This window comes from Cellulomonas humilata, from assembly GCF_030814415.1.
GTDB lineage: Bacteria > Actinomycetota > Actinomycetes > Actinomycetales > Cellulomonadaceae > Cellulomonas > Cellulomonas humilata_A.
Map to the genome: position 1 here is coordinate 14,574 of NZ_JAUSVB010000003.1, position 13,973 is coordinate 28,546.

General features: G+C 70.4%; 11 protein-coding genes. 1 reads left to right on the forward strand and 10 read right to left on the reverse strand.

All coding sequences use genetic code 11. The features are described from left to right. Positions 1–74: 74 nt before the first annotated feature. Positions 75–560, reverse strand: coding sequence for a MarR family transcriptional regulator (locus J2X26_RS11145; protein ID WP_307492280.1), 486 nt, complete (start codon positions 558–560; stop codon positions 75–77). A gap of 65 nt (positions 561–625) precedes the next feature. On the opposite strand from J2X26_RS11145, the gene J2X26_RS11150 reads away from it, so the two are divergent. After that, a complete protein-coding gene (locus tag J2X26_RS11150) occupies positions 626–1,291 on the forward strand; it encodes an NAD(P)-dependent oxidoreductase (protein ID WP_307492283.1) in 666 nt (221 codons plus the stop codon). A gap of 734 nt (positions 1,292–2,025) precedes the next feature. On the opposite strand, the gene J2X26_RS11155 is transcribed toward J2X26_RS11150, so the two are convergent. The 9 genes from J2X26_RS11155 to J2X26_RS11195 form a co-directional block, all read right to left on the reverse strand. Then, positions 2,026–3,558, reverse strand: coding sequence for a hypothetical protein (locus J2X26_RS11155; protein WP_307492285.1), 1,533 nt, complete (start codon positions 3,556–3,558; stop codon positions 2,026–2,028). Positions 3,559–3,638: 80 nt separating this feature from the next. Then, the gene (locus tag J2X26_RS11160; protein WP_307492286.1) at positions 3,639–4,598 is read right to left on the reverse strand and encodes a hypothetical protein; all 960 of its coding nucleotides are present in this window, start codon (positions 4,596–4,598) and stop codon (positions 3,639–3,641) included. A gap of 3 nt (positions 4,599–4,601) precedes the next feature. After that, positions 4,602–5,885: a hypothetical protein gene (locus tag J2X26_RS11165; RefSeq protein WP_307492287.1), complete on the reverse strand. Its 1,284-nt coding sequence runs from the start codon at positions 5,883–5,885 to the stop codon at positions 4,602–4,604. 5 nt (positions 5,886–5,890) lie between these two features. Beyond that, positions 5,891–7,270 (reverse strand): hypothetical protein, encoded by a 1,380-nt coding sequence (locus tag J2X26_RS11170; RefSeq protein ID WP_307492289.1) that lies wholly within the window; start codon positions 7,268–7,270, stop codon positions 5,891–5,893. Between the two features lie 31 nt (positions 7,271–7,301). Continuing rightward, the gene (locus J2X26_RS11175; protein ID WP_307492291.1) at positions 7,302–10,277 is read right to left on the reverse strand and encodes a hypothetical protein; all 2,976 of its coding nucleotides are present in this window, start codon (positions 10,275–10,277) and stop codon (positions 7,302–7,304) included. 54 nt (positions 10,278–10,331) lie between these two features. Beyond that, positions 10,332–11,792 (reverse strand): S8 family peptidase, encoded by a 1,461-nt coding sequence (locus J2X26_RS11180; RefSeq protein ID WP_307492292.1) that lies wholly within the window; start codon positions 11,790–11,792, stop codon positions 10,332–10,334. Next, positions 11,789–12,631, reverse strand: coding sequence for a hypothetical protein (locus J2X26_RS11185; RefSeq protein WP_307492293.1), 843 nt, complete (start codon positions 12,629–12,631; stop codon positions 11,789–11,791). Before J2X26_RS11185 ends, J2X26_RS11180 begins: the two co-directional genes overlap by 4 nt. After that, the gene (locus tag J2X26_RS11190; protein ID WP_307492294.1) at positions 12,628–12,894 is read right to left on the reverse strand and encodes a hypothetical protein; all 267 of its coding nucleotides are present in this window, start codon (positions 12,892–12,894) and stop codon (positions 12,628–12,630) included. The genes J2X26_RS11185 and J2X26_RS11190 overlap by 4 nt, the downstream gene beginning before the upstream one ends. Then, positions 12,891–13,970 carry a hypothetical protein gene (locus J2X26_RS11195; protein WP_307492295.1) on the reverse strand — a complete coding sequence of 360 codons (1,080 nt, stop codon included), beginning with the start codon at positions 13,968–13,970 and terminating at the stop codon, positions 12,891–12,893. The genes J2X26_RS11190 and J2X26_RS11195 overlap by 4 nt, the downstream gene beginning before the upstream one ends. Positions 13,971–13,973 lie beyond the last annotated feature (3 nt).

The window sequence follows — 13,973 nt, forward strand, 5'->3', positions numbered from 1 at the left end:
TCACGCATGACCGTAACGGCGGCGATGCGGAGCTCGCGGCGGTGACCTGCTCGTCCGTGGGGACGATCCGGTCTTCAGTCACGCGCCAGCTCACCCGTCGCCGCCACGCCGGCCTCCCGCGCCCGGGTCAGGAAGTCGGCGATGACCGTCAGGTCCCGCTCCGAGTACCCGTCGAGCAGGCCCTCCATCGATGCGTTCATGCCCGAGTACAGCTGGTAGATCTCCGCCCCCCGCTCCTTCGCGGCGCGGACGACGATGGCGCGGCGGTCCTCGGCGGATCGCTCGCGGACGATCCAGCCGCCCTTCTCCAACCGGTCCAGGACGCCCGTCATGGTCGCGGGGTGCAGGCCGGCCAGCCGGGCGAGCGCTGAGGCGCCGAGCGGCCCGTGGCGGCCGATGAGGTCGAGGCAGTCGAGGTCGACGTCGCGCATGTCGAGGCGCTGGCTCACCTGGTGGTTGAGCAGGTCGAGCTGGATGCTCAGCTCGCGCATCGCGTCGCGCACGTCGACAGCGAGTCGGCGCTTGCGGCGACGGTCGTCGGCGGACACTTCGGAAGCCATATGTTACGGTCCTCATATCTTCTTGGTTTCTGAGGAGACCGTACACCGGGACTTGGAGCACACCCGTGAAGCTCACGATCATCGCCGCGACCGGCGGCATCGGGCGTCAGATTCTCGAGCAGGCGACCGCCGCTGGGCACGACGTCACGGCGGTCGTCCGCGACCCGAGCAGGCTGCCGAGGACGAGCGCGCGCGTCATGACGATCGACCTCGACAAGGACACCGCCACACTGGCCAACGCCGTCGCCGGCGCGGACGCCGTCCTGTCCGGGCTCGGCGCACGCACCAAGGCCGACGAGGGGATCGCGACCCGCGGCACCCGGGCGATCGTCGACGCGATGCGCACCACGGGCAGCGCGCGGCTCGTCGTCGTCAGCGCGGCCCCCATCGGCACCGTCGCGTCCCCGGACAACCCGCACCCGCCCACGCACGACGCGGGCGACGGCTTCTTCATGCGGCACCTGTTCAGCGGCATCGCGAAGACGCTCTTCAGGGCGCACTACGCCGACCTGGCCGCCATGGAGAACGTGGTCCGCGCGAGCCGACTCGACTGGACGATCGCGCGCCCGCCGAAGCTCACCGACAGGGCCCTCACCGGCACGTACCGCACCGCACTCGACCAGAACGTCCGCGGCGGCTGGTCGATCTCGCGGGCGGACGTCGCCGACCTCATGCTCCGCACGCTCGACCGGCCCGAGACAGTCGGGCACGTGGTGGGCGCCGCGTCCTGACGTGCCCTGTAGGACGCGGCTGCGACCATGAGCCGTGTCCTTGCTGCTGCACGTCGACGACCCGTCGCGCCCCGACGTCGTCGACCTGCAGACCCTGACCGACGCCGATGCTCCTCTCGTCGACGGATGTTCCCGTCGCTGCCCTGGCCGCCGCCGTGCGGGAGCATGAGGGGGACCGTCCGTGGTGGGTGTGGGACGAAGCGTCTCGTCGGCACCCGCCGCTGCTGGCCGCCGGCGTGCGCGTCGAGCGGTGCCACGAGCCGACCGTACTCCCCGCGCCGCCCACCGCTTAGGTGCCTTTTATCGCGCGCGTCAAACTTTGCTGAGAGTCGGATCAGCAACGTGCGCCGTGGGCGGGACCGGGTCACTACTCCGGGATTTTGTGCAGCGGCTCCGGCAACGTAGTTCCGACTCTCCGAAGCGCTCTTCGACGCCGCTGACGATGGGGACCTTGGACTGGTTGATCCTGTCAACGGGCGAACCCGATTCGATGCGATTCGCGCGAACCGGTTGAGAGCAAACCCGCAGGTAGCAGGCTCGGCCAACGTTTTCAGACGGCTCTCAACGCTTTCGATTCCCGCTCCTGGCCGTCTCAGACGGTTCCAGACGGGACCCGATGGGTCGGGCGGATGGAGGGCTCTCCTCGTCACGACTCTCGTCGCGGTCGAAGGGCAGTTCCAGGTCGGGAGCCCGAATATTTGCGGTGTCCGCGCCGGCCGCGTGGCCGTGCCGGCTCAAGTCCTCGTCCCGCCGCTGGCGACGGAAGGGCCCGGGCCTACGCCGTCACGGCCGCCGCCAGGTTGCGCCGGTGCGCTGCCTGTCCCGCCGGGGGCGGGGGAGCCCCCGGTGGTGCCGCTTCCCGGGGCTCCCGGTCGGCCGCTAGAGCCGCCTGTGCCTGTGCCGCCGGAGCCCCCGGTGCCCGAACCGGCACCGCCGGTGCCCGTACCGGGCTGTACATCGCCGGCAGTGCCTGTACGGCTGCCGGCACCGGGTGCACCCGCGCCACCGGGTGCACCCGCGCCACCGGGTGCCCCCGCGCTACCGGGTGCCCCCGCGCTACCGGTTGCGCCGGGCAAGCCGGACCTCGCGGGAGCGGCGGGCTGTGTCGGCGGACGCAGCGCGCTGTCAAGCCGCTCAGCGCGTGCCTTCCGCTCGGCGGACCTGGCTGCCGTCTGGGCGTCCCGTCTGCGGGCGCTGGTCTCCACTTCGGCATTGGGGTTCAGGGTGTTAACCCGGATCCGATCGGCATCCGCACCGGTCGCGAGCCGATCCAGAGGGACGTAGTCGGTGCGGAAGACCAGCTCGACGCCACTGTCGAGGTCGACCGAGGTGTTCATCTCCTCGCTGGTGCTGGTGCGGTCCGTCGTGACGTAGCCGATGGTGTTCTGCACCTTCGCCTCGACTCCCCAGGGGCCGAATTTCGCGCCGACGCCGCCTTCCACGGTGTTGCGCAGATCGAACTGCGATTCCTTGTCGTTCTGCGCCGCGCTGCTGGTGTCGATGTGGAACCGCATCGAGGCGTTGAGCCGACCGCTCTCGATGACGATGCGCTGCAGGCCCATCTGCACCATGGTGGCCAGGAGCTGCTGGCGGTTGCGCGCCAAGGCCTGCCGGACGAGTGGCAGCAGCCCTTCCGGGTCACCAGCAGAGATGGTGTCGCCCTCGGGCACGCCGAGCGCGGTGCGCAGCGCTGCCTCGCTGGGTGGGCTGGAACCGGGGCGCAAAACCAGCCGGGTGCTGGCGTCCCGCTCCGCCTGGATCTCCGCCTGGCGCTCCCGCCGCTCCTCGGGGTCGAGGCCGGTGAGGTCGTCGGCATCGGCATCCTCCTCGGCGCCCTCGATCACGTAGCTGCTGGGGAAGCGCTCGGCCAACCACTGTCGAGCACCGGAGACGCCGACGTTGCTGTCGGCAAAGCCCTCGGTCGTCTGCGCGACGTTGCGGATCAGGTCTACGAACGCGGTCAGCTGTTGCTGGTTGGAGTCGTTCATCGCCTTAAACACACCGGTGATCAGCTCGGTAACGAAACGCGGGAACGAGACGGCGTCGAGCGTGTCGCGCGTGGTCCGGGCAAGTCGGTCGGTGGCGACGCCGGAGAACTCCGACCCCGCGCTCAGTCCCCGGGAGACCACCGTCGGCGGACGTCGCCCCGCCACCTCGGCGTTGTCGAGCGCCGTCGATCCGATGCGCGCCAGCGCCCCAGCCAGCTCACGCCTCGTGCCGTCGTCGAGCGCCGCGAAGCCACGCTCGGTCGAGAGCAGCTCGCGCACGCCGACGCGCGCGTCCTGGCGGGGCACGGGACCGGCCGACCGGACGGGCGGTGCCGACGGAACGCGCGCCGTCGCGGTCATCAGGCCCCCAGCATCGACCAGGGCGAGGTCGGCGAGGGCGGCCGCGCGGGCGCCGCGGGAGCGTGGGCCACGCCGATGTCGAGCGTCGCCTCGAGCCACTCGATCGCCGCGCCGACCACCGGGTGCCCGATCGCGACCAGGGCACCGCTGGGGCCGCCGAGCTGGTCCGAGACCTCGGCGAGCCAGGCGATGACCGTCATGCCCGCCTTGCCGCGTCTGACGTGGGGCCCAGGTGGGTTGACCGGCTGGCGCGTGAGTCGTGCGACAGCGGAGACGACACCCCAGACGTCGCGCGCCCCGAGGACCCCCTGCAGGTCGGGATGACCGATGATCGCGAAGGCCTGCTTGAGAGCGGCGAGGATCTCGCCCGCCATGAACGCGGTGATACCGCCGCCGGCGTCGCCGAGGTTCTCCGTCAACGCCCGTGCGGCCCGGCGCACCCGCGCCTGCTGCATGCTGCCGCCGTAGGGGTCACCGGTCGGGATCTCGTCGAGCTTGTAGAGCGCCTCGCACAGCTCCAGCATGCGGTCCTCGAACTGGAGGTTCGGGTCGGCATCTGCTGCCACGGGGCCCGGTGCAGTTCCGAAGAGCCGGGAGAAGAAGGCGGAGCGCTCTCCGGCGTCGACCCTCTCGTGACGGCGCCGCCACCAGTCTGCGAGCAGCGGCTGCGCCCCGCCGGGATCGATGCGGATCGAGCCGGTGGAGGCGAGGCCTGCCAGCGCCTCGACCGACGCGATCACGCCCGCCGACTCGATGTCGGCGGCGAGGTAGAGCGCGGCGAGGGCGCGCAGCTGTGCGGCGTCGATGTGCTGGGCGACCGGCTCGGGAATGTCGATGTCGCCCAGCTGGTCGAGTGCGACGGTGAGGTGAGGTGCCGTCGCGCGCGCCAGCAGTCGCTCGCTCGCGGAGAGCGCGAATGCGAGCAGGGCGTCGGCGACGGGAGCGATCGCGGCCGCCATGGCTCATCCCGTCCCACGAGCCGGAGTGGTCGCCCCGTTGGGGTTGTAGGGCGTGCTGTTGCCCTGGATGACCGACATCATCTCCGGTGTCGCCATCTTCTCCAGTGGCAGGTAGTCGCTCTTGAAGTTCACGCGGACGTCCCCCGAGAGCTTGGCCTTGACCTCGGCTCTGGACTCGCTGCTCTCATCGACAGCCGACCCGACCGTGGCGACGTGCTCCTGCTCGCCCTCGAAGGCGGCGCTCGCCGAGTAGGGCGTGTACCAGCTGCCGTACTCGGCCTTGATGCTCTGCTTGTAGCGCTGCGCCTCGCTGTCGTGCATGGAGGCGGTGTAATTGCGCTTGGCCTTGTCGCTCGCACGCATGTCGAACACGACCTTGGCATTGATCGAGCCGTCGGTGATGACGATGCGGTTGATGCCCAGCATGACCATGGAGGACAGGAGCTGCTGGCGTGACTTCGCCATCTGCAGCCGGGCCGCCGTCACGAGCCGGAGCTCGGCGTCGGCGTCGGACAGGTCGGTGACCGGGGGATTGACGTTCATCTCGCGGCTGATCTCGGCGAGACGCACCGCCGCGTTGTCGCCGCGGGCCGTCATCCGCGGATCCGGCTGCTCACCTTGCTCCCCCTCCGCGAAGGCGTCCGCGGTGGTGTCGGTGCCGACCGCGAGCACATCGGGATAGGCATCGGCGAGGTAGTCGCGGCCGGCGGCCTCACCGATGTTGTCGCGCATGAACTGGTCGGTCGTCTTGGCGACGTTGGCGATCAGCTCGCCGTACGCGCGCATCTGCTCGATCGAGCTCTCGACGATCGCCTGGAAGACGTTTTTGATCAAGCCTCCTACGAACTTCGGGAAGTCCACTTTCCGCACGAGCTCGCCGAACTGCTCGACACCCTCGCGCACGGCGCCGGCGTCGAACTGCGCTCCGGCGAAGCCAGGACTCTGCGAGAGCTGGCGCTTGGTCGCCTCGACCGGATCGTCCGCAAGCGTCCGGGCGATCGGTGCGGTCGCCGGCAGCGAGGATGCGGCGGAGCGAGAGGGGTCACCGCTGGCCTCGCGCGCCGCCACCTCGCTGCGCACGCCGTTGGGATCGGTCATGTACGAGAGCACCCGGACCGTGTCCCCGGCGATCCTGCGCCGCTCCTCCTCGGGCAGGCTCAGGAAGGCGGGAGTGCGCATCAGGAGCTGGAAGACCTCGGGCCGTGCCGCCTCGATGGCGGCCGCGCTGGTCGGCGGGGGCGCTGCCAGTGTCGTGTGCGGCGGGAGGTTGACGACGCCGGTGTCCATCCGGCTCACCCCTGACCGGCGGGCTGGGTGGGAGTCGAGGGAGCGGTTCCCGGCGGGGGCGCGACGGTGCCGGCCGTGGTCGAAGCGCCAGGCGCGGCCGTGCCGGGTGCCGGCGCCTTGGGGCTCGGCACGACGTTCGGGTCTGCGGGCGTGGCGTTCCCCTGGATCGTGGCGATCATCTGCGGGGTCGCCATGCGGTCCAGCGGGAGGTAGTCGCTCTTGAAGTTGACGTCGACTGCGCCGGTGAGCTGGATCTTGGTCTGCAGCGCCGCGTCCGAGGTCTCGGACGCGGAGGTCTGTGCCGTGATGATCGGCTTGTTCTCGTACTTGTACTCGCCCTTGGCGAAGTAGTCGGCGTCGTACTGGGAGTCGCCGTCGCTGCGGCTCCTGCTGGTGGTGCCGCCCTGGTCGTATTTGCCCTCGCCCGCGTAGGTCGTCTGGACCCTGCCGTCCTTGTCGCGAGCCACGTCCATGGCCGTCGCGCTGCGTCGCCGCGTGAGCCGGTCCTGCGAGCGGACGTCGTAGATGATCTTCGCCGAGATGCGCCCGTCGGTGACGACGATCCGGTTGATCCCCATCAGGACGAGGCTGGCCATGAGCTGCTGGCGCTGGCGTGCGAGCTGGATGCGGCTGTTCTCCACGAGCGCCTTCTCGACGTTCTCGTCCGACAGGTCCAGGCTCTTGAGCGAGCCGTTCTCGAACTCGAGCTTGTTGTTGACCCGCTGGAGCGCGTCGGCCTCGTCGACTCCGTCGCGCAGCTTCAGCCGGGGCTCAGCGCTGTCGCCCCACTCGTCGGTGCCGATCTCGAAGAGGTCGGGGAACTGGTCGACCATGTTGTCCCGGCCCTGGTTCGGTGAGACGTGGTCGTCCATGAACTGGTGCAGCGACTGGGCGACCGCCGCGATCATGTCCTGGTAGGCCCGCATCTGCTCGATCGAGCTCTTGACGATCGAGCTGAAGACGCCCTCGATGAGGCCGGCGACGAACGTGGGGAACTTGACCTCGCGCAAGAGCAGGCCGGCGACCGCGGCGCCTTCCCGCGCTGCGTTCGCCTGATAAGGGCCCCCGCCGACGGCGTCGACCGCAGCCACGCGCTCACCCCAGGTCGCCTCGGGTGCCGAGGCGTCGCCGTCGGCCAGTGCCCGTGCCGGCGCGTTGGCGAGTCCTTGCGGTATCCGGTTGCCCTGGATGCCTTCCGGCCGTGCCAGGTAGTCCGCGATCAGCGCGGTGTTCTTGGCGATCTCCTTCTGGTCCTCGGGCGGGAGGGCGCGGAACGCCTCTGCCTGGGTGAGTATCTGCGCGACGCCGTGCCGCACGACCGGGTCCGGGACCGGGAGGGTAGGTCGTTGTGCCGGCGGCGGTGCGAGGGCGGTGGGGACGGACATGATGTGGCCTTCCGAGACTGGGGGAGGGGCGTCACACGGCCAGCGGCAACGCGGCCTGGGGCAGCTCGAACTCGATCGGGCGCAGGTAGAGACTGACGCGCGGCGGGAAGCGGGCGTCGGTACGCAGGCTGATGATCGAGAAGCGCCCCGGCCAGTGCTCGTCCTCGGGGGTGAAGGCTCCCATCCAGCGCTCGAGCGCCGCGAGCCCCCTCGGCCTCTCCGCCAGCCCCATCGTCAAGAGGCTGAGGAAGCTGGGCGGCACGTCGGGGATCGCCGACAGCAGCAGGTAGATCTCGACCTCCGGACCTGCCGGACCGTCGCCGAAGGCCAGCAGGGCGCTGTCCGGTGGCAGGTCGAACCGCCCTCCGAGCACGAGGCCGAAGAGCTGCATGATCGCCGGCAGACGTTGGCCCAGGCCCAGCGCGTCCATCACGGGCTGGAGGTCGGTCAGCCGCAAGGCCTGGGTGCTCGCGAACGTGAGCCGCTGCCCGCCGACGTCACGTTGTGCGGCGAGCGTGGTGAACAGCGGACGCAGACCGGGCACCAGCTCCAACGCCGCCCGGACGACTCGTTGCAGGCCGAACGGCAGGTCGTCGATCGCGCCCTGCCCGCCCGGAAGCTCGTAGAAGACCTTTGAGGCGTAGAGACCGTCGCGGTCGTAGCTCGAGCCGAAGAAGGCGCCGTAGTCCAGCTTCCCACCGTGGGCGAAGCCCCGGTACGGCTCGGAGGCATGGTCGAACCAGTAGAGGGCGTCGCCACCCATGCAGCCGCGGATCAGGCGGCGCATCTCGCGGGTCGACTCGTCACGCCGGTCGACCGAGCTCGCCTCGGGAGGCAGAGGTTCGATGGTGAAGCGCACCGTGCCGGGCTGGGACTCGGAGAAGCTCGGTTCGAACGGCGCCCCCATCGGCATGAGCGCGTTGTCGCGATAGGCATCGGCTGGGTACTGGAAGGTGCGCATGAACAGGTCACGCGAGGGTGCGTAGGGATCGGCGGTGCCGAGCGAGCGGCCCGCGGTCCTGAGCCGTCGCTCGACCTTCCCGAGCAGCGGCTCCTGGTCTGGATCGAATGGCATGTCGTCTCCTGTGACAAGAGGGCTGGAAGGTGCTCCGGCGTCAGTAGGCCCGAGCGTGCCCGTTGCCGTTGAAGCCGGCGGGACGGGACGGTGCATACCCGTGGGCGAGCCCGACTCCGAGGTCGAGGTCGAGGTCGTCGAGCATCTCGCGGCCATGGCCGGGATAGGGATGGGCTTCGACGTCATCGTGGGCGACTGGCGGGGCTGCTGGCTGAGCTTCTCGACCTCGCTGTCCGGCGTGGCGGTGTCGGCGAGCCACAGCTCGCAGGCGTTGACCAGGTCGTAGTCGTTCGGGTTCTTGGTCGCCTTGTGGTCGGACGCGACCGGCGGGTTGCGGACCACGTCGATGTCGAGCAGAGGGCCGGTCGACCGGTTGATCCGGTGGACGTTGTTGGCCAGCCACGCGGTGATGATGGCGCCGCACGTCGCCAGGGTGCGGTAGCGCGAGCTGGTCTTGGCACCGCCGAGGTCGTAGGTCGCGACCTGATCGACGACCTGCCACATGTCCTTCGCGCCGTAGCAGGCGCGGATCTCGGGATCCTGCAGCAGCTTGATCATGCGTGTGACCTGGTCCGCCACCTCACGCGCGGCGTAGTGGGCCATGCCGTAGCCGTGGAGCGAGAGGTTGGAGGCGAGGTCGCGCGCGGCCTTGCGTACCTGCTGGTGACTGATGGGGCTGGGCGTCGCCGACCGCAGGAGCGAGTCCACCTCGTTCTGGCGGATGAACGAGGAGACCGACGAGACGAAGCGGATCCACAGGTCGTTGAAGTCCCGGTTCACCATGCCACTCGGGTCACCGCCGGGGACGCCGAGCGTGATCGCCGTGAAGTTGCGCCTCTCCTGCTCGCTCATCCGGTTCGGGGCCTCGCGCCAGTACCGGTACAACTGCTGACCGGCCTCGCCCGGCCCGATCGGGAGCACGCCGGCCTGGAACTGCTCCACGATGCGGTCGACGACCTGGAAGACCTTGAGCTCCTCGAACATCGTCGAGATGATCATGGGTCCCATCACCCGGACGTTCTCCTCCATGATGTTCTCGTCCTGGATCTGGTCCAGGTCGGGCAGGTCGACGTCCCGCTCGGCGATGCGGTCCTCGGTACCCACGTTCTGGACGCTGTCGAGCATCTCGTTAATGCGGCGGCGCAGCTGGGGCTCGTTCCCGTCCACCCTCGCCTTGGCGAGCTTGCGCATGACCCGAGCGAACTCATCGCAGCGGACGGCAGGCGTGGCGCCTCCCGCTCCGTCGGGATCGCCTTCCTGGGCCAGCAGCACGAGGACCTTGTCCGCCAGGGCGCTGTAACTGCGGGCTTCGCCGAGAGCACGGAAGAACTCCTGGGTGAAGGCGGGTCCGTCCGGGTGCTCCCACTCGGGGTAGACCGTCTTCTTCGTCGTCTTCTTGGTGCTCTTGCTCTTCTTGGCCTTCCGAGTACTGCCAGGATCCTCCGTGCCGGTCTTGTTGCCGAGCTGCGCGACGGTCTTCACCGGGGGCGGGCTGGCGCCGTCGACGATGAGCAGGCCCAGCGTCAGGGCGGTCAGCATGATGGGTGGGGCAACAGCGGGCGACTTCTTCTTCTTCGCCGCTCGGGCGACTGCCCTTTCTACGTTGTCGACGTCGACGTACGGCTGAAAGAGGAGTACGCCGTCTTCTTGGGTCCGCAGCTCGGGGTCGATGAGCTTCTGCACGTTCAGCAGCGTTCGGGTGGCGACGAAGAGCGGGTCGCAGACCTCGCGCCTCCGTCCACCGGTGCGGCTGGTGTCCAGCTCGGTGATGACCGACTCCGACAGGCGGAGTTCCTTCTTCTCCGCATCGCTGAGCGCGCGCTTGGTCTTGACCTGCTTGAGCCGTGCGACGGTGTTCACGTGCGCGTCGTGGGCCCGGGTCTCGCGTTCGGCGAGGTCGGTGAAACGGGTCGTCGGATCGATAGTGGTCACGGCTCTGGACTCCTCGCTGGGTGTGGCTCTCGGTGGTCGGGTTGTGGCATGGCGTCAGTCGTCATCGGCACCTCCGTCGGCTCGGGCCTGGTCTCCCGGAGGCCCGTCGAGCTCGTGGTCGAGTGCGGTGAGCGCCGCGGCGGCATCCAGGACTCCTGCGCCGCAGCCGCCGTGCTCGCCCGTCGCGAACGGTTGCGCGGTGCGCATGAGGATCCGGCGGACGGTCTCGGCGTCGATCGGTCTCGCACGGCGGTGGCTGCGCGCCACCAGCAGCGCGGCCGCCCCGGCGGCGAACGGTGCGGCGAAGCTGGTCCCGGTCGCGTACTGGTATCCGTCGTCGATGGTGGTGGTGAGCACGTGCTCGCCCGGCGCGCAGAGCGCGACATGGTCGCCGCGGGTGGAGAACGCCGCGGGGAGCCCGTCGTCGGCGACAGCGCCGACCGCGATGACGCCCGGGTACGCCGCGGGCCAGTAGCGCGTCTCGCGTCCGTTGTTGCCGCTCGCGGCGATCAGGATGCACCCGCGTTCCAGCGCGTACGCGATCACGTCCGCGTGCGGCTTCGGGCTGTGGGGCGCCAGCGCAGCGTCGTCCGTGCCGAAGCTCATGTTGATGACCTTGGCGCCGAGGTCCACGGCAAGCTTCACGGCGAGGTCGAGGTCGCTGAGCGAGCCCAGGCCGATCGCCGCGGGCCTGCCGGGGAGGCGTGCTGCCGCGAGCGCGCGCATCGGGATGATCCGGCAGGAGCCGCCGAGCCCGCGGGGCATCGCGTGGCCCTGGGCCGCGATGATCCCGGCACACCCCATGCCGTGCCCCACGAAGTGGTCCTCGGGGTTCTCGTCGTCGCGGCGGTGGTCGCCGAGCAGTCCGATGCCCGGTGCGAGATCGGCGCTCTCCAGCCGGACCGTGTCGAAGCCGGCGCGCAACGAGTGCGCGAGCTCGGCGTGCCGTCTGCTGACCCCGCTGTCGACGATGCCGACGACCACGCCGTCGTCACCCGGCTCGACCGCATGGGCCTCGGTCTGCCGCACCATGCGGCGCGCCGCCCAGCCGTCGTCGTCCTCGGTCCGTGGAGCCAGGGGCGCGAGGGTGCGGAACGGCGTCACGGTGAGGTAGTTGGGGCTGGCGCTCTCGACCTGCGGGATCTGCGCCAGGGTCTCGCAGAGCAGCCCGACCCGGGTTCCTGACGGCACGCGCAGGATGAGCGTGCGTGCGATGCCCGTCGTCTGCTCGACGCTGTCGTAGCCGAGGTGGCCCGTGCCCGGCCGGTGCGGCCCACCCGCTGCGTCGAACAGCCTCGCCGCGCGGAAGCCCCCGGTCCGTTCCCCTATGATCCGGTCGATGGCGCCGGCGTCGATCGAGCTGGCCGCCGTCTGCGCACCGCGGACGACGTCCCGGACGGCAGGGACGTGCTCGGGCGCCTCGCCCAGTGCCAGCTTCACCAGCAGGCTGGTCGGCAGGCTGTACTGCCGGTCTCCCGGTGCCGCCCAGGGCGGGGCCGGCTGGCGGGTCGTCATCGTCCTGCCTCCACGGGGACCGGTGCGATCCCCGTCGCACGAGCCACCGACGTGCCGTCGCCCGGGTCCGACACCGGCCGCGGTGAAGGTCGGAAGGCCTCGAGGTCGAAGCTCATCGCGGTCGCGAGCGTCGGGGCGGACCGGAGCGAGAGCTCGCCGGCCCACTGCCCGTCGTCCGGCGCGAGGAGCAGCTCGTCGGGAGCGGACTTCAGCACCGACACCGGTCGGTCGCCGATCCTCACCTGCGGGAGTGCGCCGTGACGGATCAGGTTGCGCCCGGTGACGCGCAGCAGCGGCGGCTCCAGGGCTCCGCGGTCGACGCCGGGCGGTACCGGCTCGACGCGCTGCACCAGCGGGGCCGCAGCACGCTCCAACGCCTTACGCAGCCGGTCGACCGGGAGGTTGGTCACCCGCCCGATGGTGTGCACCGCGCCGCGTTCCTCCGCCTCCTGGAACTGTTTGACCGTGCGCACGCCCGCCCACTCGAGCCGCTTGCGCTCGTCCGTCGTCAGCTCGCTGCCGAGCTCGTCGAGCGGCTGGTCGTCGGGATCCGTCGAGAAGCTGATCGCGTTCTCCTCGATGGCCGGCCGTGTGATGGCGGTGAAGACCAGATGGAAGACACTCGTCTCCTTCTCACCCGCAGCGGCGGGCCGGATGCGGATCTCGCTGTCGACGAAGTCGACGTGCGCGCGCAGGTCGAGGTTGACGTCCTTGATCGCGAAGGTCAGCGGCAGGTTGAGGTTGCGCGCCTTGATCGCCATCGCCGCCTGCGCGTTGTCGAGCTGGCTCTGCACGGCCTGGATGAAGTCCTCCAGCCGGAGCGTCGCGTCGCGAGTCATGACGCCGCCTCCGAGACGACCGGGACGGCGTGCCAGTCGATCCCCAGGCGTGCCGGGTCGGGGTCGAACGCGGTCCGCGTCAGGAACAGGGGCACGTCTGCGACGACCTCCAGGCCCGTCTCCGTGCTCGCCACACGCAGGTCGACCGGGATGGTCAGCGCGATCGAGCGCACGCGGACCGGCGTGTCGGCGGCGACGGCGAGGGCCGCCACGCTGTCGGCCAGCTCGCTCAGGAGCTCGCCGAGACCGCGCCTGCTGTTCATGCGCCACCTCCGGTCGGTGCCGGGGCGACGACGGAGGTGATTGGTGGAACCGGTGCGAGGCCGGGGCCGGGCGTGGTCTCGGGAACGGTTGTGACGGGGGCAGCGGACGCCGCCGGGGGAGCAGGCACAGCGGCGCGCGGTGCGGGGGCCTGGCGGCTGTGTCGTTCGAGCAACGTCCGTCGGGCCTCGTCGGCGAAGCGGTCGAGGGGGAGCGTCTCCGAGGCGAAGTTGATCTTGACGTCGCCGAACAGCTCCGCTTTGAGCTCGCTGTCCGACTGCGCGTTGATGCCGACCGTCGACACCTTGGTGATCGCCGCCGTCTGCCCGCGCGTCACCCACGTCGAGCCACCGGTCTCCGGATCGTTGGACGTCGCGTACTGGACAGCCGCGCGATCGACGGCGGCGGCGCGGAATCTCAGCCGCGCGCCCACCGAGCCGTCCTTGACCACAACCCGCTGCATGCCGAGCAGCACCATCGTGGAGAGTGTCGACAGGCGCTGGCGAGCGACCCGGTCGCGCGCCTGCGGGAGGAGCGTCTCCTCGAGCAGCTCGGCAGACAATTCGTTGCCCTCCTGGCCGAAGTCGGCCAGCCAGGCTGGTGAAGGCAGCTCCTCTCCGCCGGGCGCCACCAGCGGGGCCAGCAGGTACTCGCCGCTGGCCTCGACCAGCGTGACGTCTCGGGGGAACTGCTCGACGAGCCAGGCACGCGCCTGTCCCAGGGTCACGTTCTCTTGCGCGAACTGGTCCAGCGGCTTGGCCACGGCGGAGACCAGGTCGGCGAAGCTCTCCATCTGCTTGATGGAGCTGTCCACGATGGCGTCGAAGGTGCCGTGGACCAGCGACGCGACGAAGGCCGGGAAGTCGATCTCGTCGGACAGCGCGCCCGCGCGCCGCCCCAGCGCGTCGGTCGCTCGCTGCCGTGGCGCCGCCTCCGGGTCGCCGCCCAGGACTGGTGGCTCGGTCTCGGAGGGGGCGTCCACGGTCGCGATCTCGCGCCCGAACGCGTCTCGCGCGAGCGTCGTGGCCTGCGCCGCCCGCCGACGCCCGGCCGGCGGCGGCGGGATGTACCTGGTCATGGC

Excerpts from the sequence above, each read along its gene's own strand:
- J2X26_RS11145 (WP_307492280.1), bottom strand. The coding sequence starts at position 560 with ATGGCTTCCGAAGTGTCCGCCGACGACCGTCGCCGCAAGCGCCGACTC.
- J2X26_RS11160 (WP_307492286.1), bottom strand. The coding sequence starts at position 4,598 with ATGGCGGCCGCGATCGCTCCCGTCGCCGACGCCCTGCTCGCATTCGCG.
- J2X26_RS11165 (WP_307492287.1), bottom strand. The coding sequence starts at position 5,885 with ATGGACACCGGCGTCGTCAACCTCCCGCCGCACACGACACTGGCAGCG.
- J2X26_RS11170 (WP_307492289.1), bottom strand. The coding sequence starts at position 7,270 with ATGTCCGTCCCCACCGCCCTCGCACCGCCGCCGGCACAACGACCTACC.
- J2X26_RS11180 (WP_307492292.1), bottom strand. The coding sequence starts at position 11,792 with ATGACGACCCGCCAGCCGGCCCCGCCCTGGGCGGCACCGGGAGACCGG.
- J2X26_RS11185 (WP_307492293.1), bottom strand. The coding sequence starts at position 12,631 with ATGACTCGCGACGCGACGCTCCGGCTGGAGGACTTCATCCAGGCCGTG.
- J2X26_RS11190 (WP_307492294.1), bottom strand. The coding sequence starts at position 12,894 with ATGAACAGCAGGCGCGGTCTCGGCGAGCTCCTGAGCGAGCTGGCCGAC.
- J2X26_RS11195 (WP_307492295.1), bottom strand. The coding sequence starts at position 13,970 with ATGACCAGGTACATCCCGCCGCCGCCGGCCGGGCGTCGGCGGGCGGCG.